The organism is Streptococcus sp. E17BB (assembly GCF_041807725.1).
Lineage (GTDB): Bacteria > Bacillota > Bacilli > Lactobacillales > Streptococcaceae > Streptococcus > Streptococcus entericus.
On record NZ_JBGTZC010000003.1, the window covers coordinates 41,319 to 61,211 of the forward strand.

The 19,893-nt window shown below is 44.5% G+C and carries 24 protein-coding genes, 1 tRNA gene and 1 pseudogene; 3 read left to right on the plus strand and 23 right to left on the minus strand.

The features are described 5' to 3' along the window. Positions 1-34: 34 nt before the first annotated feature. The 3 genes from ACERC7_RS01160 to ACERC7_RS01170 form a co-directional block, all read right to left on the minus strand. Positions 35-106, minus strand: a tRNA-Arg gene (locus tag ACERC7_RS01160). Positions 107-251: 145 nt separating this feature from the next. After that, complete coding sequence (locus ACERC7_RS01165; protein ID WP_373658314.1) at positions 252-722, minus strand: HD domain-containing protein; 471 nt, start codon at positions 720-722, stop codon at positions 252-254. A gap of 44 nt (positions 723-766) precedes the next feature. Next, positions 767-1,513, minus strand: a complete 747-nt coding sequence (locus tag ACERC7_RS01170) for a TrmH family RNA methyltransferase (protein WP_373665901.1) — start codon at positions 1,511-1,513, stop codon at positions 767-769. 180 nt (positions 1,514-1,693) lie between these two features. On the opposite strand from ACERC7_RS01170, the gene ACERC7_RS01175 reads away from it, so the two are divergent. Beyond that, a complete protein-coding gene (locus tag ACERC7_RS01175; protein WP_373665902.1) occupies positions 1,694-2,677 on the plus strand; it encodes an L-lactate dehydrogenase in 984 nt (327 codons plus the stop codon). Positions 2,678-2,856: 179 nt separating this feature from the next. On the opposite strand, the gene yidD is transcribed toward ACERC7_RS01175, so the two are convergent. The 16 genes from yidD to ACERC7_RS01255 form a co-directional block, all read right to left on the minus strand. Beyond that, positions 2,857-3,093, minus strand: a complete 237-nt coding sequence (gene yidD, locus ACERC7_RS01180) for a membrane protein insertion efficiency factor YidD (RefSeq protein WP_373658310.1) — start codon at positions 3,091-3,093, stop codon at positions 2,857-2,859. Continuing rightward, complete coding sequence (locus ACERC7_RS01185) at positions 3,090-3,815, minus strand: pseudouridine synthase (protein WP_373658307.1); 726 nt, start codon at positions 3,813-3,815, stop codon at positions 3,090-3,092. The genes yidD and ACERC7_RS01185 overlap by 4 nt, the downstream gene beginning before the upstream one ends. After that, entirely contained in the window at positions 3,805-4,395 is a 591-nt protein-coding gene (scpB, locus tag ACERC7_RS01190; protein WP_373665903.1) for an SMC-Scp complex subunit ScpB, read from the minus strand. The genes ACERC7_RS01185 and scpB overlap by 11 nt, the downstream gene beginning before the upstream one ends. Next, positions 4,379-5,113, minus strand: coding sequence for a segregation/condensation protein A (locus ACERC7_RS01195; protein WP_373665904.1), 735 nt, complete (start codon positions 5,111-5,113; stop codon positions 4,379-4,381). The genes scpB and ACERC7_RS01195 overlap by 17 nt, the downstream gene beginning before the upstream one ends. Continuing rightward, complete coding sequence (gene xerD / locus ACERC7_RS01200) at positions 5,103-5,846, minus strand: site-specific tyrosine recombinase XerD (protein WP_373665905.1); 744 nt, start codon at positions 5,844-5,846, stop codon at positions 5,103-5,105. Before xerD ends, ACERC7_RS01195 begins: the two co-directional genes overlap by 11 nt. Continuing rightward, positions 5,836-6,318: a cyclic-di-AMP-binding protein CbpB gene (cbpB, locus tag ACERC7_RS01205; protein ID WP_373665906.1), complete on the minus strand. Its 483-nt coding sequence runs from the start codon at positions 6,316-6,318 to the stop codon at positions 5,836-5,838. The genes xerD and cbpB overlap by 11 nt, the downstream gene beginning before the upstream one ends. Further along, a complete protein-coding gene (locus ACERC7_RS01210) occupies positions 6,315-6,836 on the minus strand; it encodes a metallophosphoesterase (protein WP_373665907.1) in 522 nt (173 codons plus the stop codon). The genes cbpB and ACERC7_RS01210 overlap by 4 nt, the downstream gene beginning before the upstream one ends. Further along, positions 6,818-7,807 carry a nucleoside-triphosphate diphosphatase gene (locus tag ACERC7_RS01215; protein ID WP_373665908.1) on the minus strand — a complete coding sequence of 330 codons (990 nt, stop codon included), beginning with the start codon at positions 7,805-7,807 and terminating at the stop codon, positions 6,818-6,820. Before ACERC7_RS01215 ends, ACERC7_RS01210 begins: the two co-directional genes overlap by 19 nt. Then, positions 7,804-8,199: a hypothetical protein gene (locus tag ACERC7_RS01220; RefSeq protein WP_373658300.1), complete on the minus strand. Its 396-nt coding sequence runs from the start codon at positions 8,197-8,199 to the stop codon at positions 7,804-7,806. The genes ACERC7_RS01215 and ACERC7_RS01220 overlap by 4 nt, the downstream gene beginning before the upstream one ends. Continuing rightward, positions 8,196-9,020, minus strand: coding sequence for a glutamate racemase (racE, locus tag ACERC7_RS01225; RefSeq protein ID WP_373658299.1), 825 nt, complete (start codon positions 9,018-9,020; stop codon positions 8,196-8,198). Before racE ends, ACERC7_RS01220 begins: the two co-directional genes overlap by 4 nt. Positions 9,021-9,175: 155 nt before the next feature. After that, positions 9,176-9,421, minus strand: a complete 246-nt coding sequence (locus ACERC7_RS01230; protein WP_018368317.1) for a YneF family protein — start codon at positions 9,419-9,421, stop codon at positions 9,176-9,178. Between the two features lie 80 nt (positions 9,422-9,501). Then, positions 9,502-10,749: a diaminopimelate decarboxylase gene (locus tag ACERC7_RS01235; RefSeq protein ID WP_373658298.1), complete on the minus strand. Its 1,248-nt coding sequence runs from the start codon at positions 10,747-10,749 to the stop codon at positions 9,502-9,504. Positions 10,750-10,888: 139 nt separating this feature from the next. After that, a complete protein-coding gene (gene guaC / locus ACERC7_RS01240; protein WP_373665909.1) occupies positions 10,889-11,872 on the minus strand; it encodes a GMP reductase in 984 nt (327 codons plus the stop codon). 162 nt (positions 11,873-12,034) lie between these two features. After that, the gene (locus ACERC7_RS01245; RefSeq protein WP_373665910.1) at positions 12,035-13,612 is read right to left on the minus strand and encodes a hypothetical protein; all 1,578 of its coding nucleotides are present in this window, start codon (positions 13,610-13,612) and stop codon (positions 12,035-12,037) included. Between the two features lie 115 nt (positions 13,613-13,727). Next, on the minus strand, positions 13,728-14,975 hold the full coding sequence (locus ACERC7_RS01250; protein WP_373665911.1) for an MFS transporter: 1,248 nt from the start codon (positions 14,973-14,975) through the stop codon (positions 13,728-13,730). Between the two features lie 226 nt (positions 14,976-15,201). Beyond that, positions 15,202-15,813, minus strand: a complete 612-nt coding sequence (locus ACERC7_RS01255; protein ID WP_373658292.1) for a DUF5052 family protein — start codon at positions 15,811-15,813, stop codon at positions 15,202-15,204. Between the two features lie 75 nt (positions 15,814-15,888). Between ACERC7_RS01255 and ACERC7_RS01260 the strand changes: the two genes are divergently transcribed. Next, the gene (locus ACERC7_RS01260; protein WP_373665912.1) at positions 15,889-16,581 is read left to right on the plus strand and encodes a hypothetical protein; all 693 of its coding nucleotides are present in this window, start codon (positions 15,889-15,891) and stop codon (positions 16,579-16,581) included. Between the two features lie 135 nt (positions 16,582-16,716). Here ACERC7_RS01260 and ACERC7_RS01265 read toward each other — a convergent pair whose 3' ends face one another. Next, complete coding sequence (locus ACERC7_RS01265; RefSeq protein WP_373658290.1) at positions 16,717-17,025, minus strand: Lrp/AsnC family transcriptional regulator; 309 nt, start codon at positions 17,023-17,025, stop codon at positions 16,717-16,719. A 108-nt stretch (positions 17,026-17,133) separates the two neighbouring features. Between ACERC7_RS01265 and ACERC7_RS01270 the strand changes: the two genes are divergently transcribed. Further along, positions 17,134-17,913, plus strand: a complete 780-nt coding sequence (locus tag ACERC7_RS01270; RefSeq protein ID WP_373658288.1) for an MBL fold metallo-hydrolase — start codon at positions 17,134-17,136, stop codon at positions 17,911-17,913. Between the two features lie 37 nt (positions 17,914-17,950). On the opposite strand, the gene ACERC7_RS01275 is transcribed toward ACERC7_RS01270, so the two are convergent. The 3 genes and pseudogenes from ACERC7_RS01275 to ACERC7_RS01285 form a co-directional block, all read right to left on the minus strand. Beyond that, positions 17,951-18,805 carry a bifunctional methylenetetrahydrofolate dehydrogenase/methenyltetrahydrofolate cyclohydrolase gene (locus tag ACERC7_RS01275; RefSeq protein ID WP_373665913.1) on the minus strand — a complete coding sequence of 285 codons (855 nt, stop codon included), beginning with the start codon at positions 18,803-18,805 and terminating at the stop codon, positions 17,951-17,953. 162 nt (positions 18,806-18,967) lie between these two features. Further along, positions 18,968-19,306 (minus strand): HIRAN domain-containing protein, encoded by a 339-nt coding sequence (locus tag ACERC7_RS01280; RefSeq protein WP_373665914.1) that lies wholly within the window; start codon positions 19,304-19,306, stop codon positions 18,968-18,970. Positions 19,307-19,472: 166 nt separating this feature from the next. Beyond that, positions 19,473-19,859, minus strand: a pseudogene (locus ACERC7_RS01285) (DNA cytosine methyltransferase); the annotation flags it as partial. Positions 19,860-19,893 lie beyond the last annotated feature (34 nt).

Consider the following 19,893-nt stretch of genomic DNA (forward strand, 5'->3'; position numbering starts at 1 on the left):
TTTTCTTATTGACAAAGAAAGGGAGACGTCTCTATCCAGCCTAAGGGAATCGAACCCCTATCTCAAGAACCGGAATCTTGCGTGATATCCATTACACTAAAGCTGGCTACTTTCAAGTATATCATATTTCAGTAAATTTGAAAATAGTTAGATGATGATTTTTTAAGCACCGGTTACTAAATCTATATATCATCAGGGCTTAATCAATAACTAATTCATCAACAACCTCATCCGACAAATCAAGGCGCAGACTAACTGGCAAATACTTGCTTAAAAAATCTAGTCACAGGCTGCAAGCCTTCTCTAATTGCCCAATACTTATCCACCAAGGTCACGATATAACTCTCTTTGTAACGAGGAAAAGCGATTGTTGCTCCCCACATGTGCTTCAAGATAATGTCTTCTTCCACCTTATTCGTATTGATTAGCTTTTTAGCATTGCGCAAAGCAATACGCGGATGTACCCAAGCATGGCTTTTATTAAACTTTTGGTGACGCCAGTCATAATAGAATAAATCGTGCAACAAACCTGCCCTAGCTGTACTCGCTGCATCCCATCCCAGTTTCTTGGCAATTTTATAACTGGTGTAAGACACATTTATCGAATGCTCCAAACGGGTCGAGTGATAATGGTGAACAATACTTTCTAGTCGTTGTACCTTTGGGTGGCGGATCAAATGACCGACCAGAGCCATGTATTCCTTGTCATCTTTGTAAGTCATCTTATTTTCCTCTCTAGTAGCCATAGCAAAGCATGTCGCTATCATCAGAGATTGACCAGCCTGAACATCATAATCCCTGCAGCTACCGCAACGTTGAGACTTTCAGCCCGACCAGGCATAGGAATATGCACCAGCTCATCGGCCTGCTCAGCCATTGCTGCTGAAATCCCAGAACCCTCATTTCCCATCACTAAAGCAAAATGGTCGTAGCCAGTTAATGTCCGATAATCAACCGAATGCTCAGACAAAGTAGTCGCTAAAACAGGCACCTCAATAGCCTTCAGCTGGCTAATGATCTCTTCAATAGGCAAGCGGTAAATCGGCAAATGGAAGTGACTTCCTTGCATAGAACGTAAGGTTTTTTGATTATAAATATCTGCTGTGCGATGATTGATCAACACCCCATCGAACCCTGCGGCATCAGCTGTCCGAATCATCGTCCCAACATTTCCAGGATCCTGAACATCTTCCAAGACCAGATAGCGACCTTTTTCAAGTTTAGTTACATCTGGATGAGAAATGGCAACCTCCGCAACAATCCCTTGCGGTGATGGCGAACCTGATAACTCACGTAACACTTCCGGACTAACAAAGACAGCCTGTGGCAAATCAGACACTCGGTAAGCCTCTTCTGCTAAAACAAACACACGCAGCATCTCTGATCCAGACAATCGCGCTTCTTCAACAAGATGCCAGCCTTCAATCAAGTAAGAGGTGGTCCGATACTTCTTTTGCTGTAATTTTTTAGCCTGCTTAATCAAGCTATTTGCTTTAGAGGTAATGATAGTCATGGTAAATATTATAGCATAATCACTTAAAAAATACTGAAAGAAAAGATGTGTTTGTTATATAAAAATCAGTTCTGTGTTATTCTAAAACGCTTTCTATCACTATTTTCACAATTTTTGGCTGACAAAGAGCAGACTTAGTGATACAATAAACATGTAAATCATTTTCAAAGGAGTTTTCACATGATCGCAACAAAGCAACACAAAAAAGTTATCCTCGTTGGTGATGGCGCTGTTGGTTCTTCCTATGCCTTTGCCTTGGTGACTCAAGGCATTGCTCAGGAACTCGGTATCATTGATATTGCTAAAGACAGAACTCAAGGAGATGCTGAGGACTTGAGCCATGCTCTGCCATTCACTTCACCAAAGAAAATCTACTCAGCAGATTATAGCGATTGCCATGATGCAGATATCGTTGTTTTGACAGCTGGAGCTCCTCAAAAACCAGGTGAGACTCGTCTTGATTTGGTTGAAAAAAACTTGCGCATCAACAAAAGCATCGTTGAAGCAGTTGTTGCATCAGGCTTTGATGGTATTTTCCTTGTTGCAGCTAACCCTGTTGACATTTTGACTTACTCTACTTGGAAATTCTCTGGTTTCCCTAAAGAGCGCGTTATCGGTTCTGGAACATCACTTGATTCTGCGCGCTTCCGTTACTCCTTAGCAGATAAAATCGGTATCGATGCTCGTTCCGTCCATGCTTACATCATGGGTGAGCACGGTGACTCTGAATTTGCCGTTTGGTCTCACGCCAACGTTGCAGGTGTGAAACTGGAACAATGGTTGCAAGATAACCGTGATGTTGATGAGCAAGGTCTCGTAGACCTCTTTGTTTCTGTTCGTGACGCTGCTTACTCAATCATCAATAAAAAAGGCGCAACCTATTACGGTATCGCTGTTGCCTTAGCCCGTATTACCAAGGCTATCCTTGATGATGAAAATGCTGTATTGCCACTTTCTGTTTATCAAGATGGTCAATACGACGGTGTTGAGGGCATCTTTATCGGTCAACCAGCTATTATCGGTGCACACGGTATTGTTAGAAATGTCAAAGTTCCTCTTAACGATGCCGAACTTCAAAAAATGCAAGCATCTGCTAACCAACTCAAAACTATCATTGATGAAGCTTTTGCCAAAGAAGAATTTGCTTCAGCTTGTAAAAATTAACAAAAAATCTGTTGAGAAGACTCAACAGATTTTTTCATACCCTTTAATAAGAAAACAGGACTTTCTATACTATTCATGATGCCTTGTCTCAAGCATGGGATAAGCAATTATTACAAGGAGTTTTTTCTGCCCTAATAATCCCTTATGAAGCGCAAAGTATGGGAGTTGACATTTAGGCATTATTTGTCCTGTCTTTTTAAGCTGAAGTGGTCTGGCACTGGATCCTCACCACCAGCAGCAAATGGATGGCAGCGACAAATGCGAGCAGTGCCCATCAAGACACCTTTTGCTCCATGCTTTTCAATCGCTTCTATCATATAGGAAGAGCAGGTGGGCTGGTAGCGACAACTTGGGGGCAAAAGTGGGGATAAGACAGTTTGATAGAGCTTAACAGGGGCAATTAGTAATTGTTTCATTTGATATTGTTAAGGGCTGCGTTGTGCAACTGACTAATTTCTTTTTTATTGAGACGACGGTATTCACCCGGACGAAGCCCTGTCACGTCAAGGGTCCCAAATCGTGTTCGTGATAGCTTGTCGACTAAAAGACCGACACTTTCGAACATTTTTTTAACCTGGTGGTTCCGTCCTTCATGGATAGTTAATTCAACCACTGATCGGTCTTTTTCCTTATCTACTTTAAGAATGGTATAACGTGCAGGCTTTGTCTTTTTGCCATCAATGACAACACCTTTTGTTAAGGGACGCAGGTTATCCTTGGTTGCAATGCCCTTGACACGCGCCACATAGACCTTATCAATCTCATTACGAGGATGAATCATTTTATCGGTAAAATCACCGTCATTGGTCAAAATCAAGAGGCCAGTAGTATCCCAGTCCAGACGCCCGACAGGATAAATTCTCTCTTTAACCGTCGGCAAAAGGTCAATGACTGTTTTTCTGCCTTTGTCATCTGAAACACTGGAGATAACCCCTCTGGGTTTGTTGAGGAGGTAGTAGACTTTTTCTTCGTTATAAATTGGTGTTCCCTCTACTTCAACCAAATCACCTGACTTGATGGTGGTCGCTAGTTCCGTGACAATCTGGCCGTTGACAGTCACTAGACCTTGCTTAATGAGCTCTTCCGCCTTACGGCGACTGGCTACGCCAGCGTGGGCAATAAATTTATTAATTCTCATCTTCTCTTCTCTCTTCTAGTAGCTCTGCTATGTCACCTGAGGCAAACAGATTACTCTCTTCTTCCTCAATCACAATGCTTGAGACATCTGGTAACTCCGTCAGGTCATTGATCCCCATAAAATCAAGGAAATAGGGGGTCGTCGCGTAAAGGTTGGGTCGCCCAATCACCTCTTTTTTACCAACTTCTGCAATCAAATCAAAGGCCAGTAATTTAGCAATGGCGCCACTTGAGTTGACCCCTCTAATGTCATCCACTTCAAGCCGCGTAATGGGTTGCTTGTAGGCAATAATCGACAAGGTTTCAAGACTAGCTCGTGACAAACTCTGGTTAGTTGGTGTTTTAGCGTAGATCTGCAGCAGCGCTGCATAGTCTTCTTTTGTCACCAAACGGTAGGCCTTCCCAGTTTCTAAAAGGCAAAGGCTCGTCTCGCTATCTGAAAGGTATTTGGTCGCCAATTTGTCAAGTTGTTGGGTCAATGCTGACGCTGACAGGTTGAGCATATCTGCCAACTGACGTAGAGTTAGTCCTTCTTCTCCTGCTACAAAAAGCAGGGCTTCTATCCTAGCTAGGTGTGACATCCGTCGCTCCTTTCTCTCCTATCCACTTGAGGTAAACCTCACCAAAATTCTCTGTCTGCGTGACTTCAATCGCCTTGATTTTAATCAGCTCCAAAACCGCTAAAAAGAGGGTAATCAGCTCACTCAGAGACGACCGATGCTCAAAAATAGCTACCAAAGTGAGCTGATGAGTTTGTCTAAAACGGTCTCTAATCTCGTCCATCATGTCCTCGATTTTGTAATCATCTTTATCGATGGTCGTGTGACTGGTTCTGACTTGTTCCTGTTTCGCTGCCATCACCTTTGAAAAGGATAAAAAGAGGTCGATAACCGACTTATCTGCTGTCAAGGTCATTCCTTCAGCTACAATTTCCTCTTTCGGTTTAGAAAAATGCAGGGCTCTCTGCTGGTGCTGTTCTGCTAAATCCTGGCTAACCTGTTTGTACAGTTTATACTCTTCTAACTGCTGGAGCAAGGTCATCTCTAAATCGTCGTCTTCAGGAGGTGCTTCGACCAACTTAGGCAAGAGCCTGCGGCTCTTAATGAGCATCAGCTGGCTTGCCATGACCATATAATCACCAGCCACCTCCAAACGCAGAACAGTCAGAGTAGATACGTAAGCAAGGTACTGCTCGATGACGTCAATCAAAGGCACCTCATAGATGTCCATCTTATACTGAGATACCAGATGAAGGAGGAGGTCGAGCGGTCCTTCAAAATCTTTTAATTTAATGTCCATGTGTCTCGTAGGTCATGAGCGTCTGAGTCGTTTTCAATCCCAGCTGCTTTGCCAAACTTGCTTGACTAACGCCACGACTTAATTCTGTGATGATGTACTGCTGTCGCAGTTTTTGAGCGGTCAAATCACCTAATTCCAAACTTGTGAGGTAGTGAGACAGGCGATTAAATAGCCATTGTCTTGAGTAGGATTTGCCGTTCTTATCAAAGAGATAAGTGCCTGCTTGCACTCTTTCAAGATAGGGAACTAGGTTCTCTGGCAGGGGAAGCACCCTAATCAATTCTCCTTTTTTGATGGTCAACATCCGAAAATCGAGATTGATATCAGCTTGCTTAATGCTTTGAATCTCGCTGGGGGTCAACCCTAACTGCCAAATCAAAAGGGCAATCAGTTGACCTGCTGTCTGGTCAGTCTCAGAAAATAAGACAGACAAGTCTCGAATCGGCAGTTGAGTGGTCGTCTGTTTCACCTTATCAAGCGGTTTCAAACGATGATAAGTCCCTACCTCTCCTTGCTCATACAGATATAGGAGAAATTGATTAATGGTAGACAATTTTCGTCTCCTAGCAGCAGGTTTCAGCGTAGAAATAGTAGTCTCGTAGACCTGCAACTTACTGCTTGTCATCTCATCTCCCACCACTTCTAAAAACTGCTGTAGATCATAAGTATAGGCAGCTCTGCTATTTTCTGAGAGCTCCTTACTTGCTAAAAATCTTTCTAAGTTATTGGCCATCACTGACTTCTTTCTTAGGAATAAGGTGATAATGTCCTGCAAAATTATGAAGGAGGCTATTGATAGCCTTGAGTATGGCTTTTCGCGTGATAATCCCCTTAAAATAGCCGTCGGCAGTCACTACTGGTAGAAAAGAAGCATCGACCAGTTTATGCATGATTTCGGTGAGGTCAGCTGTTGGCAAAATCGCCTCAAGGCGTGTGTTAACCATATGCGAAATGTCTAAATCAGCCAGCTCCTCTAAAGCCAGTTCGTGTTCAAATTGGTAGTTGACAATGTCAGATACGCTGATTGTTCCCAGATAGTGTCTATCTTTTGTGATGACTGGAACGCGTGAAAAACCGTTTCTTGACAAGAGTAACATGACATGATCGGTGTTATGCGTATCAACAAAAATGGCTAAGTCTTCTGCCGGTGTCAAATAGGTTGTCCAATGAGACAATAAAAATTCTTCAAATTCTTTGGCAATCATCGACTAAATTCCTTTGATAAACGAGGGTAAAGCTGGTGATTGAGGTCGTAAAAATCCACACGAATGCTCTTGTCATCTGCCTCAATTACCGCATAGAGTTTCTCCTGCACCTCGCCACGTGGCTGGCTGACAGAACCTGGGTTGACAAAGACAGTCTTGCCCTCTTGCCAAGCTGCTGCACGGTGCAAGTGCCCATAGAGACAGATGTCCGCTTGGGCTTCTTGTGCAAAATAAATCAGCTTGTCCCACATAAAATTGATGGCGTAGAGATGACCATGAGTCTGGGCGATTGTGAGATGTGGCAGGCTCGTCACCAGATGCTGGGAGTAACCCTCGTCGTAATCACAGTTGCCTTGTACGACCTGAATCCCTGACCAAATCTTATCCGTACTAGAGAGTTCCGAGTCCCCATTATGAAATATGGCATCCACCTTGCCCTGATACTGCTCTTTGATGGCCTCAACCACCGCACGATCACCATGCGAGTCGCTCATGACCACTAATTTAAGGCTTGCCATTCTGGAAATACCTCCATCAGTTTTTTAAGGGCAATCGCCCGATGAGAATGAGCATTTTTGTAGTCCGTACCAAGCTCTGCTGATGTTTTTCCTGTCTCTCCGACTAAGAATAATGGATCATACCCAAAACCACCATCACCTTTTGGTGCAAAATCGATGTATCCTGCCCACTCACCTTCTACCACCAAGCTCTCACGATTAGGGGCCGCTAATACTAAGGTACAATGGAACTGGGCAGAGCGGTCTTTGGGCTCAAAGACCATGGCCAACTCATGCAGGAGTTTGGCGTTATTTTTCTCATCAGTCGCACCTGGTCCAGAAAAGCGGGCAGACCAGACCCCAGGCAGACCACCAAGGATATCGACTTTTAGCCCTGAATCATCTGCTAACACCATCTGACCCGTCAGTTTGGAAATGGTCTCCGCCTTGAGGCGGGCATTTTCTTCAAAGGTCGTCCCAGTCTCTTCCACATCAGGTAAATCTGGGTAGTCATTGAGGTTTTCCACCGCCATACCCAGTTGCTTAAAGAATTTCCGAAACTCCTTGGTCTTACCTTCGTTTTTAGTGGCAATGAGAATCTTATCTCCCAGCCCAGCCTGCTGACCGAAGAAATCAGAAGCCTTGATACCACCTGTTGGAACATACACATCAATGAGCCGGTCCCCTTCTTTGATCACAATACCCCCAGCCTGTTGTGTCATGGTCAATTGACGACCTGCTGCATCGTTGATAATGTCAATCACAAAGCGAATCAAGGAGACATCAGAGGCTTTTTTGATGACCTCAACCTGATAGCCTTGCATGCCTTTGTCATCGTCATAGTAAGGCGGGAATAACCCTTGCAACCTAAAGGCAAGAGCCTGAATCTCCTCCTGCTCCTCCGGCAACAGGGCAGATAGAAAACTATGCCCGCCCCACTTACCGATAAACCAGTTCTTGTCGTCCTTATATTCGTAGATCTTAGTTGTCATGTCTTATCCTCTATTTTTGTGAATTGCTCAAGGGGAAGGCCACCTTGAGGAAGAATGAGTTGTACGACTTGCTGACCTTCTGTGATAAAAATTGCGCCATTTCTGTCCTCAGCAACAAGCTGGCGCTCGGTCTCCTGATTAATAATGGAAAGAACAAAATCAATTAGGCTCAATTGTGAGGACAGTCGTATCACCAGAACGTCATACCCTTGTTGAGCTAACCAAGACTCCTCAGATAAGGGAGCTTGGTCAAGGATAGTGGCTAATAGCTGATTGAGCAGATAGAGCTTGTTTGACATGGGTTCGGCAAATTGAGATAAAAGATTGTGTCCGCCCCACTTACCGATAAACCAGTTGTGATCGTCTTTGTATTCGTAAATCTTATCTGTCATACAGTTACCTCATCTAGGCCAGCTGCTAAATCAATATGGTTGACCGTGAAGGGAACATCTGGTAACCAATCGCCTGCGATATGAGCAAAGCTGTCAGCTCCTCCGGTTGTGTAAAAACGGTGACCTTTCGCCGGCTGGCGAGGGTCTCGGTTGATGCCGAAGTAGTTGAGCAAAACGGAGATGTCTCGCACACTCTCAGCTCCGCTATCAACCAAAGCCACCTCCTGCCCCATAACGTTTTGAATGATAGGGCGCAAGAGCGGGTAATGGGTACAGCCTAAAATGAGGGTATCCACCTGACCAACCAAAGGCGCCAAGGTCTCATAAACAGCCTTCTTGGCCAAGGGTGAGGTCATCTGGTTGGACTCAACGATAGGAACAAAGGCTGGACAAGCCAAGCTCTCCACCTGACTTTGAGGGGCTAAACTGGTGATTTTCTCGCGGTAGATGTCCGACTGCACCGTCATAGGCGTGCCGATGATACCGATTTTCCCAGTTCTTGTTGCCTTAATCGCAGCGCTGGCTCCTGGCATAATGACCCCGATAACGGGAATATCCAGTTGGCTCTTGATGTCTTCCCACACCACTGCTGTTGCGGTATTACAAGCCAGTACAATCATCTTGACGTCCTGTTTGCGCAGAAAATTGACCAGCTCCCAAGTGTAGGTCTTAATTTGCTCGGCAGGTCTAGGGCCATAAGGGGCTCTAGCCGAGTCACCGATATAAACAACTTGCTCGTGGGGCAACTGGCGCATCAGCTCACGTACCACCGTCAGGCCACCAACGCCTGAGTCCAAAAATCCAATAGGTCTATTATCCATCGTCTTCTTTCTGTGAGATTTATAAAAATAGCAGAGCTGTCAGCGCTAATCGTCGACGACACCTACTTTTACAATTGATGACGAGATCATCCAACCAAAATCAAAAATCACGCCATTGGACGTGATTTGACAAGTTGGCAATCACTGCCCACTTCTTATTTTTTCTTGGCTTTAGCTCTTGCTTCCTTCTGTTGCTTTTGCATCTGACGAACAACAGCTTGAACCTTGGCTTCACTTGGTTTTTGACCCATCTGGCTCATCATGGTGCGGATAATATCCGCATTAAATGGTGGATTTTCTTCCAAGTATTTTTCCATCTGTTTACGAGCGATGAAAGCACCGCCGACTAAACCGCCGAGACCTGCCAAAGTAATCAAGAGCATGGCTACCCAAATATTCATATCAATCGATACTCCGTTTCATTTTCTTATCTTAACCATTATAGCAAAAAATAAGCAAATTGACAAAGGGAAAATAACGACTAGTCACCAAAATCAAAGCCCATCACGGTTGCTAGATAGTCCTCTGGGGTTTCTGCCCGACGAATGAGACGCGGTGTGCCATCAGTCTGCCAGAGAATTTCCGCAGAGCGGAGCTTGGCATTGTACTGATAGCCCATAGAAAACCCATGCGCCCCCGTGTCGTGAATAACCAAGGTATCGCCAATCTCCGTCATTGGCAATTCACGTTCCCGCGCCAGCTTGTCATTATTTTCACACAGCCCACCGACCACATCGACCACAGCCGTCTCTGTGCTTTCAAGACGATCCATGTTGGTCACATGGTGATATGAGCCATACATGGCAGGACGTAGCAGGTTGACACTAGAGGCATCTACCCCCAGATAGGAGCGGTAGGTGTGTTTTTTATGGGTAACAGTCGTCACCAACAGCCCGTGTGGTGCCAGCATGAACCGCCCCAACTCCGTAAATATCTTGACCTCACCTAGACCAGCAGGGGTGAGTACCTCTTCATAAGCCTGACGGACACCCTCGCCGATAGCCATAATATCATTTGGCTGCTGGTCAGGATGATAATTAACCCCAATACCACCTGATAGGTTGATAAACTCAAGGCTCACACCTGTTTCAGCCTGAATTTCAACTGCTAGCTCAAACAGCTGCCGTGCCAACTGGGGGTAGTAAGCGTTGGTCACTGTATTTGAAGCTAGGAAGGCATGAAGTCCAAAACTCTTAACCCCACGGTCTTTCAGGTAACGGTAGCCGTCCATCAGTTGTGCCCTAGTCATGCCAAATTTTGACTCCTCAGGGTGATCCATGATGTCTGTTCCCAGAGCAAAAACGCCACCCGGATTATACCGCAACGAGATGGTCTCAGGTAGACCGACCTCACGCTCCAAATAAGCGATGTCCTCATAGGCATCTAGGTTAATCACTGCCCCAATTTTCTGGGCATAGGCGTATTCTCTTGACGGCGTGTTGTTGGAGGAGAACATGATGTCGGTAAAGCCAAGTTTGTGACTCATCAGCAGTTCTACCTCCGTCGCACAGTCCACCCCACAGCTCTCTTCTTGCAAGATTTTTAAAATTGCAGGGGTCGGCGTCGCCTTGACAGCAAAATACTCCTTAAAGCCCTTGTTCCAAGCGAATGCAGCATTAACCGCTCTAGCTTTCTCGCGAATGCCCTGCTCATCATACAAATGAAAAGGGGTCGGAAACTGCTCTGTTACTGTTCTCAGTTCTTCAGGACTGATAAATGGTACTTTCATCTATTTCTCCTCTGAAATAATCTTATCCCATTATAACACAAGTCCTCAAAAAACTAGACCATCAGCTCTGCTATTACTGTTTGCCACAGAAGTTCGTCTTATAAAAAGCCAGTCCTAACTGACCAGCTTTTTCCTGTTACTAGATACTATCCCCATTCCAGATGGAGTTTTTGACCACCACATAGTCCACATGGCGCAGGACATCCACATCGCGACCACCCGCATAAGAAATAGACGATTGCAAGTCCTCCGTCATTTCCTTGAGGGTATCGGCTAGATGACCCTTGGCCGGGAGGAGAATTTTTTTGCCTTCAACGTTTTTGTGTTCACCCTTTTGGAATTGAGAAGCAGATCCAAAATACTCCTTGAAGAGTTGACCATCTTCTTCAATCAACTGACCTGGACTTTCGATATGCCCTGCAAAGAGCGACCCAATCATGACCATGCTCGCCCCAAAGCGGATGGATTTGGCAATATCACCGTGAGTACGGATGCCCCCATCAGCAATAATCGGTTTTCTGGCTGCCTTGGCACAGAGCTTCAAGGCAGACAGCTGCCAACCACCAGTGCCAAAGCCAGTCTTGACCTTGGTGATGCAGACTTTACCAGGACCGATACCAACCTTAGTCGCATCAGCACCCGCATTTTCCAGCTCACGCACTGCCTCTGGTGTGCCGACATTCCCCGCAATCACAAAGGTCTCAGGCAACTCTTTTTTGATGTGCTTAATCATATCAATCACACTGTCCGCATGACCATGAGCGATGTCAATAGTGATAAACTCAGGCGCATCAGCTTTTAGTGACGTCACAAAATCATACTCATAGTCCTTCACCCCCACCGAAATGGACGCAATCAGCCCTTGATCGTGCATTTTTTTGATAAATGCAGGGCGAGCTGCTTCATCAAAACGGTGCATGATGTAGAAATACCCATCGCGAGCCAACTGCTCAGCTACCGCCTCATCAATGATGGTTTGCATATTGGCAGGAACCACTGGTAGTTTGAAGCGATGACCGCCGAACTCAACTGTCGTGTCTACTTCAGACCGACTACGGACGATACACTTATTAGGGATGAGTTGAATATCTTCGTAGTCGAAAATTGGAAAATTATGGTACATCAGGTAACTCCTTGACTAAATAATTGACCTTCCTATGCTATCGCATCGCTAGGCAAAAACTTGCCTTTCCTTAATTATTTTACCACAACTGTCGCTTATTTCAAATTTTGTATAAATAAAAACAAAAATAGTTCGTTAAAAACGAACTATTTTCATGACCTGTTAATGTGATAGCTCACCATAACGTTTTAAAATAGCTTGGCGACGGGCTTTCAACCGTTCTTCTTCAGCTTGTAGGCGTGCTAAATTAGCTGATAAGCTCTCCAACTCGGTGGTCAAGTCCTCGATTTCTGAGTTAACATCCGTCAATTCCTCACCCACATCGGCCAAATCCTCTTCGACATCAATTAGCTCTTCGGCTAATTCACTGCTGTCCGTCGGCAGAGGTTGCTCATTAACAACAGACGACATCGCCTCTGGTTGCCAGCCCACTAGCGTTTTTTGGCTATCCATGTGCAAATATTTACCTAATCCCTTGCCATTCTTGGCCATCAGATACTTGATAAATTTCTTAATGAGACCTTCAAAGCCTGTATCCTTGAGGTCTTTGTCCAACTCAGCGTAGACCTGATCCTTGACTTGGGCTTTTTCCTCATCAGTCAGAGGGCGACCAGCCTGGTCATACCAAATCCCGTCCTTAATCATAACGGGCATATCTTCCTTCTCCTCCGTTACTGTTTTTTGTTCTGAAGTTTTTTGCTCTAGGTTAAAATCACCAGTAAGCTTGTCTATCATCTGCTGAATGAGACCTTCGTTAAGTTTATACTTGGTCGTTTGGTTATCATGGTCAACCAAAAGCAATTTGGAATTGATGAGCTTTTGGGTATGAAAGGAGACCGCCGCTCCTGTAATGCCTAGTTTTTCTGCAATGACCTTATTCTTAGCATGGGGTTGAATCAACTCAGTCAGCACCTGATAACGGCTGATATCACTCATGGTCTTGAGAATAGTTGAGAAGCTATCCATATCTAAGACATCTCGCTGGTTCAACAGCTGATCCATCCGAGTAGAAGTCACCAGCCAGATAGGAAGGCTAAATTCCTTCGTGAAAAATATAGCCATGACCCTGATGTGAATAGGACTGAGCAAGATCAACTCATAGGTCGTCTGGTACTGCTCAGCCATGTTCGACATCCCTGCCATCGGAACATAGGCGAAAAAGGACTCTAGACCGAAGGCCTCCAAGTAAGACTGCCGCTCTGACGCAAACTGCTCATAGTAAGGCGCATAGATGGTCTCCACTTGACGCAAGACCTTAATCAAACCCTCTACCGTTTCTTTAGGGCTGTTGATGGCTTGATACCAGTACCACTTATTCTCGGCAGACATCTCGACCTTGTCCAGATAGGTCAAGAGAGGCACAGCCTCAATCTCCTCTTCAATATAGGAGCGTGCCAGAGTCATCTGATAGGCTTTGATAATATCCTCCTCAGACAAGGTTTCAAAGAGATCAAGAGCCTCAGACAGGGTCTTGGGGTCATCCCCCTTGTCCAGTAGAATAATGTAAAGAATGTGGGAAATGGCATAAGCTTCACTCCAGAGGTTATAACGTTTGAGGTCTTCGTCTAAGGGTGATAGTTTATCTTTTATCTCTTCTTTAATATGCCAGACATCGCTCAAAATATCTTTTTCTTTTTGATTTATATCCCATTCTAAGTCTCCTTCTTTTTCAAGCATAAAGAGGGGAACGTAGAGATAGTCGACAATCTGGCTGTGATGAGCATGGTAGGTATAGGTCATGGCAACTCCTTTAATCGCAATCTGTTATATCTATTATACCCCTTATCAATTCAACCGTCTAGGCTGATGCGTCAAAGCCAGACGATACAAGGTCTAACAACGAGTGTTGCTGGCTTTAAGCTCTGCTATTTCCAAAAAATGTCCAAATAACAAGAGCAATAGAAGCGATAAGGAACAATGAGGCTAATGGTGTAGGTGCAAGGACTAATACCAGCCCTGATAGGAGCAGGCGCACCAAGAGGATACCCGCGGTAAAGTAGGTGCTAATGCCTGATGAAATTGTTGCTAAGCGTTCTTCTGGCAGTTCATTCATTATAAGGGCATTCATTTTCGGATTGACAATGCCGACATTGACCATGGTGACAAAGAGGACAGCAATCATCAGGTAGGTGTTGCCCAGCAAGAGTCCTAAGAAGAGAGGAGCTGGAGCTAGGGCTGACAGGCGCACGAGCTTTGTCACTTCCCAGTTTTTGGCAACTGACATGGTCAGCATACCGCCGATAATCCGACCAGACATGGCTGCCGCACTGATGAGGGTCAGGGTAAAGGGCAGATTCACGATAATCATGTTGGTATTCTGACTAGCAGCAAATAGAAAGAGCACATCCAATCCACTAAAAACAGCGTTCATTAGAGGAATAACTGTCATAACCGTCCGCAAAGCAGGGATTTGTTTAATTTCCCGAATAACCAGCTTGGAACTCTCCCACATCTGAACCAAAAAGTTTTGGCGTTCAATCGGGGCTTCAACATCTTTAATCGGGTCGGCAGTTAAGAGAGCAGTGAGTTTAGGCTTAATCACCAGCATAATAAGCGCCGCTACTGCAAAAGTTGCCGCATTGAAAAAGGCTAAGTGCTGGTAACTCATAACAGCAATCAACAGAGCTCCGCTAAACTTAAACACAATACTGAGCAAAGAGAAACTGGATTGGCGAAAGGCCATGGCTTGTTCTCTCTCCTCTGCTTTAATCACCCGCAGGGAAATCGGGCTGTAGAGCCCATTTTCATACTGACCAGCCAAATCTGAGATAAAGTTAATCGCACTGGCAGCCAACACCACCCACAAACTAGGCTCAAAGCCCATAAAGAAACCAATCAAGCTGTAGAGACCGACACGCAAGACCAGTGTTCCCATAATCATCTCCAGCTTCTTCTTGGTCTGATCGGCTTTGATCCCCATAGCAAAGCTAAAGAGCATGGGCAGGGTTTCCGACAAGGTCACTGCTGAAATAGCGAGTTGACTGTTGGGTAAAAGGAGGACATAATTCATCAGAGCCAGATAATACAAGGTGTCTCCGAAGTTAGAAATCGCATCTGCGACAAAAGTGGTCAAAAAGAGCTTATTTTTCAAAACTGTTTTCATGGTGTAAACCTCACGACTATTTTTTTGATAAACGTTTATTTAATTTTATTTTAACAGATATTTTTGTAAAGTCAATAGTTTTTTAAAATTAAATAATTATTTAATTTTAAATATAAAAAGAAACTGAGATGGTCACCATCTCAATTTCTACTACTTTATATTTAGGCTTAGAGTTCAAAGCAAGTTAACCTTAGCAACAGCTGCTAGTTTACTTTTGATTTTCTACTTAATCAAGCAAATCCGTGTCGTAAATCGTAAAGTCTGCACGATAGATAATCAAACGCTTGCCATCGATAAGCAGGTAGGTCGTATTGGGGATGCCATTTGGCGCAGAGGTCGATACCTTGTTTCCAAAATAAGTCGCTAGCGGCGTCCCATTCTGCGACCGAATGAGAATCAGTTTGCTCTGACCAGTCCAGTCGTTTTTGATTTGATTAAAGAAACGGTTGACAAAAGGCAAGGAACGGTCATCAGTCTCAAGCTCCACACTAGCCCCATACTTATCCATGTAATCTGTCAAGCCATCCTCAGAAAAAATCAGGGTTGACCCCACATGCAAGACCTGACTAGACCCAATCGTCACATCAAGAACGGAGGATTCCTTGCTGATATTGCCCAGCTCATCGGTCATATCAAACCGATCATCGCTTTGGATAGATACTGATTTGCCTGTCAACTTGTCAATCACTTGCGAATTTTCGTCAAAGGTTCGCACCGTCCCTGACAAGCCCAGATACTGCTCCTGCGTGGTCTTAAAAAAGTCGGTCATGCTCTGACATCCTGCTAACACCAGTAGACCAAGGGCGGTCACCAACCCGAGTTTTATTGTTTTTCTCATAAATGTTCTCCTTTTACGTTTCCCTCATTATACCACAAACTTGCTCCCTCGTCCGCCTTGTGCTATGATAGACCTATGAACAAACGATTTTTCGCCCAACCCCAGACCCCTTCTCATAAGGCTTTTTGGAGGACAATAGCCGAGCTGTACAAGGCATTTATCACTCTAGAGCTTGTTGATGAGATGACTGAGCAGATAAGCCCTAACAAGCTGACCTTGATTGAGCAAACGGTCGATTATCAACCGACCTTTAGATTGACAGCCAGCACCACAGAACAGTTCATTGAGCTCCCCAACTTAACCCCAGAAGATTGGGACATATCAACCAGCTTAGCTCTCGCCAGTTACTTGATGACAGTTGGACAACCAGAGCAGTTGCACTGGCTAGATAAGTTACCCTTACACGCTGCCATCACCGACCAAGATAATCACCTCATCTACCATAACCAGAAACCCAAAGACCCCTTCTTCTTTGACGAGCTGGAACAAACCCCTGTTGAGGACTGGCTGATTCAAGAAGTTCTGACTAAACCTGAACACGCCGTCCATCTGCTCTTGCCTGCCACCTCTTTTGATCAGATACTCATCCAGTCCTATCAAGGGCTTTACGATAATAACCAGTTTCAGGGCATTTTTCAGCAGGTACAAGACATCAAGCCGATGCTCGCTAGCTATCTAGCCGAGACAGGGCAGGCCATCGTCGGCTGGTCAGACACTACATCAGGGGCCTCCATTAAAAACAACCTCTTTGATGAGGAGGCATTTTAAGAATCATCTGACATGATAAAAAATACAATTGCTATTCGCTAATCATCAAATGCAATAAAATTAACCACAGTGGATACCTGATAACTAGCATATCGCTCTAGACCATCAAGAAAATGTGATAAATCTTCTATTTTTTCAAAATACATTTCCAGCAATCCGATAATGGCGGTCAACATGATAGGCAAACCGACTAACATAGTCCTTATAGGATTGGTGGTTACCTTCTGTTAAAGTGACTAAGACTAGAACATGAACCATACACCCTGTTTGATGACGATTGAGTTCTACGGTATAACGCTGGATAACACCTTGTTCTTCCATTTTCTGTAGGCGAGCCGTCACAGCAGGAGCTGTCAAATGGACAGCTTCTGCCATATCCTTAATTTTCAACCGACTATTAGCTTGCAAGAGGGTCAGTATCTGGCGGTCTGTCTGGTCTAGCATATCTTTCTTTCTAAACTAAAGTTTTTAGGGCAAATACTTTTGAAAACACCTGTATCTTCCTATGCTTTTAGTGTATCATAGTCCTATCATTTTTGAAAGGATAAGACCATGAAATTCCATCACATTCGCCAATCAACTGCTCGCTTGATCTATGCAGGCAAGACGTTTCTTATTGACCCAATGTTAGCCGATAAAGGTGAATACCCTCCGATTGAAGGTGCGGTGACGGGTAACACCAGCAGAAATCCTCTCGTAGATTTACCATTTACTCGAACAGCCATCACTACTGGTATTGATGCCATTATCGTGACCCATCTCCACCAAGACCATTGGGATGAGGTGGCAACTGAGGTGCTGGATAAAAGCATTCCGATTTTTGTCCAAGATGAAGCTGACGCTACTGTGATAGCAGCTGCTGGTTTTACCGATGTTCGTGTGTTGACGCAAACCACTAGCTTTGGTGGTATTACCCTCCACAAAACTAATGGGGAACATATCGAAAACCTCAACCAATATCCCCAAGAAGTTAGAGACTTCATTGGCTCTGTTTGTGGAGTGGTCTTCCAAGCAGACGACGAAAAAACGCTTTACCTAGCTGGAGATACTTTTTGGAATGACCATTTCAAAATAGCTATCAACCGCTACCAACCAGACATTATCGTTCTTAATGCAGGTGGCAATGCTGTAGAAGGACTAGGAAGAGTGGTCATGGATAGTCAAGATGTTCTTGCTGTTGCCCAGCATACACCTGCTACTCTCATCTCCGTTCATATGGAAGCCATCAACCACTGGGCACTGTCTCGTCAGGAACTTGCTACTTTTGCTGAGCAACACGAATTTGCTGACCGTTTACATATTCCACAAGACGGAGAAATAATAATACTTTAATCTCAAAAACGCCATCTGGCGTTTTTTTGTAGGTCTCTTAGATGTTCACTGTGCGCATGGCTGCCTGATAGGTTTGTTCTAGTAGCATGGTGATGGTCATGGGACCGACCCCACCTGGAACAGGTGTGATGAGGCTTGCTAGTGGTTCGACCTCGTCAAAATCAACGTCACCACAGAGCTTGCCATTATCGTCACGGTTCATGCCCACATCAATGACAACAGCACCTTCCTTGACAAATTCCTTGGTCACAAACTTAGCCTGACCGATGGCAACGACTAAAATGTCTGCGCTACGCGCCAACTCTGGCAAGTTTTGGGTGCGAGAGTGGGCAATCGTCACCGTTGCATTTTTATCCATGAGCAGCTGTGCCATTGGCTTGCCGACAATGTTGCTACGACCAATCACAACCGCTCGTTTGCCAGCCAGTTCGACACCATAAGCCTCAACCATTGCCATAATCCCAGCAGGCGTGCAAGGCACCATGACGGGGTGTCCGCTCCAGAGGCGTCCCATGTTCATCGGATGAAAACCGTCAACATCCTTTTCTGGAGAAATGGCTAGCAAAACAGCCTCTTCGTCAATATGTTTAGGCAAAGGGAGCTGCACCAAAATCCCATGATAACTGGCGTCCACATTGTATTTAGAGATAAGAGCCAGCAACTCCTCCTGAGAAATAGTGTCAGGTACTCTTACCACCTCGCTCTTAAACCCAGCGGCAAGTGCTGACCGTTCCTTGTTGCCAACGTAGACCCGACTAGCAGGATCATCACCAACCAAAATCACGACTAAACCTGGGACAATAGCATGCTCTGCCTTCATCTGAGCAACTTTTTCTGCTAGTTGCTCTTGCAGACGATTTGCCAAGCCTTTTCCATCAATTAATGTTGCCATTTGAACTCCTATCTCCATTGATACCACCATTCTACCAAAAAAAAAGATAAAAAGCATGTATTTTTTATCTTTACTAACAGTTAGCGATAGTTTTCTGTACAGTTCAATTTTTTGAGTTTGTTCAGCTGCTGTCGTCAATTAAGAAATAATAAGCTGGGATGCTTAACGATTATCCTTAAATTTCACCACCACACGCAGTTGACGCTCGGGATGAACGGTCAAATCAACCATCTGGATACGTGCTTCTAAAATCTCACCGTGACCATAAAACATCATCCGGCTAATCAAGGTGTTGCGATCCTTGGGAATATAGCCCAACTTCTTGCCTTGGTAAAAAATCGCTACCGCCTCATAGTCGTAGGGATTTGTAGGTTCAGCCCGAAGCTCAACCAACGTTCCTGGAGTGAGCTCACCAACGACATCAAGCCCATCATAGTAGGCAAAACCTGATAAGTGAAAATCTTCCACATTGCGACTAGGTTCAAATTGTGCAAATGACATGTTGTCCTCCTGAAATAAATGGGCTTATATAAACAAGATTATAACTGATCTTATTCGGCTGAAATCTAACTGATAGCATCTGCTGGTGGATTATCCGTATCTATCCAAATGAATTCAATACCAATGACACTACCCTTGAATTTACTAAGGCGCATATCTTTGATTTATTATCTATAAGAGCTTCACGAATCCTTTAAAAGTATTGTCGTAGGCGTGAGAAACTATATTTTTTACATTTTCCACAAAGATTGCCTTTGGCTTTTTAGCGTGAATCATACGAAGCAATTCAAAAAATAATTCTCCACGCCACCCTTACCTTCCCTACAATAAGCAACAATACTGAAAGCTCGGAAAGGGGAATCAACAGCAATTACATCAATAACTTCCGCTAATACAGCATGAATATCTCGTATATCCAGATGAGCATCTGATAATTTTATTGATAAATCTGTCTAGTATACGTATCAAACTAGTTGGCATACACCTCCCTGAACTCGTCGATCTGTTCAAAGCCCAAATCAATCCTACCAACACCAGAGAAAAATGCCGCAATCGTGTGCTTCTTCGCTGGGAAAGAACTTACAGAG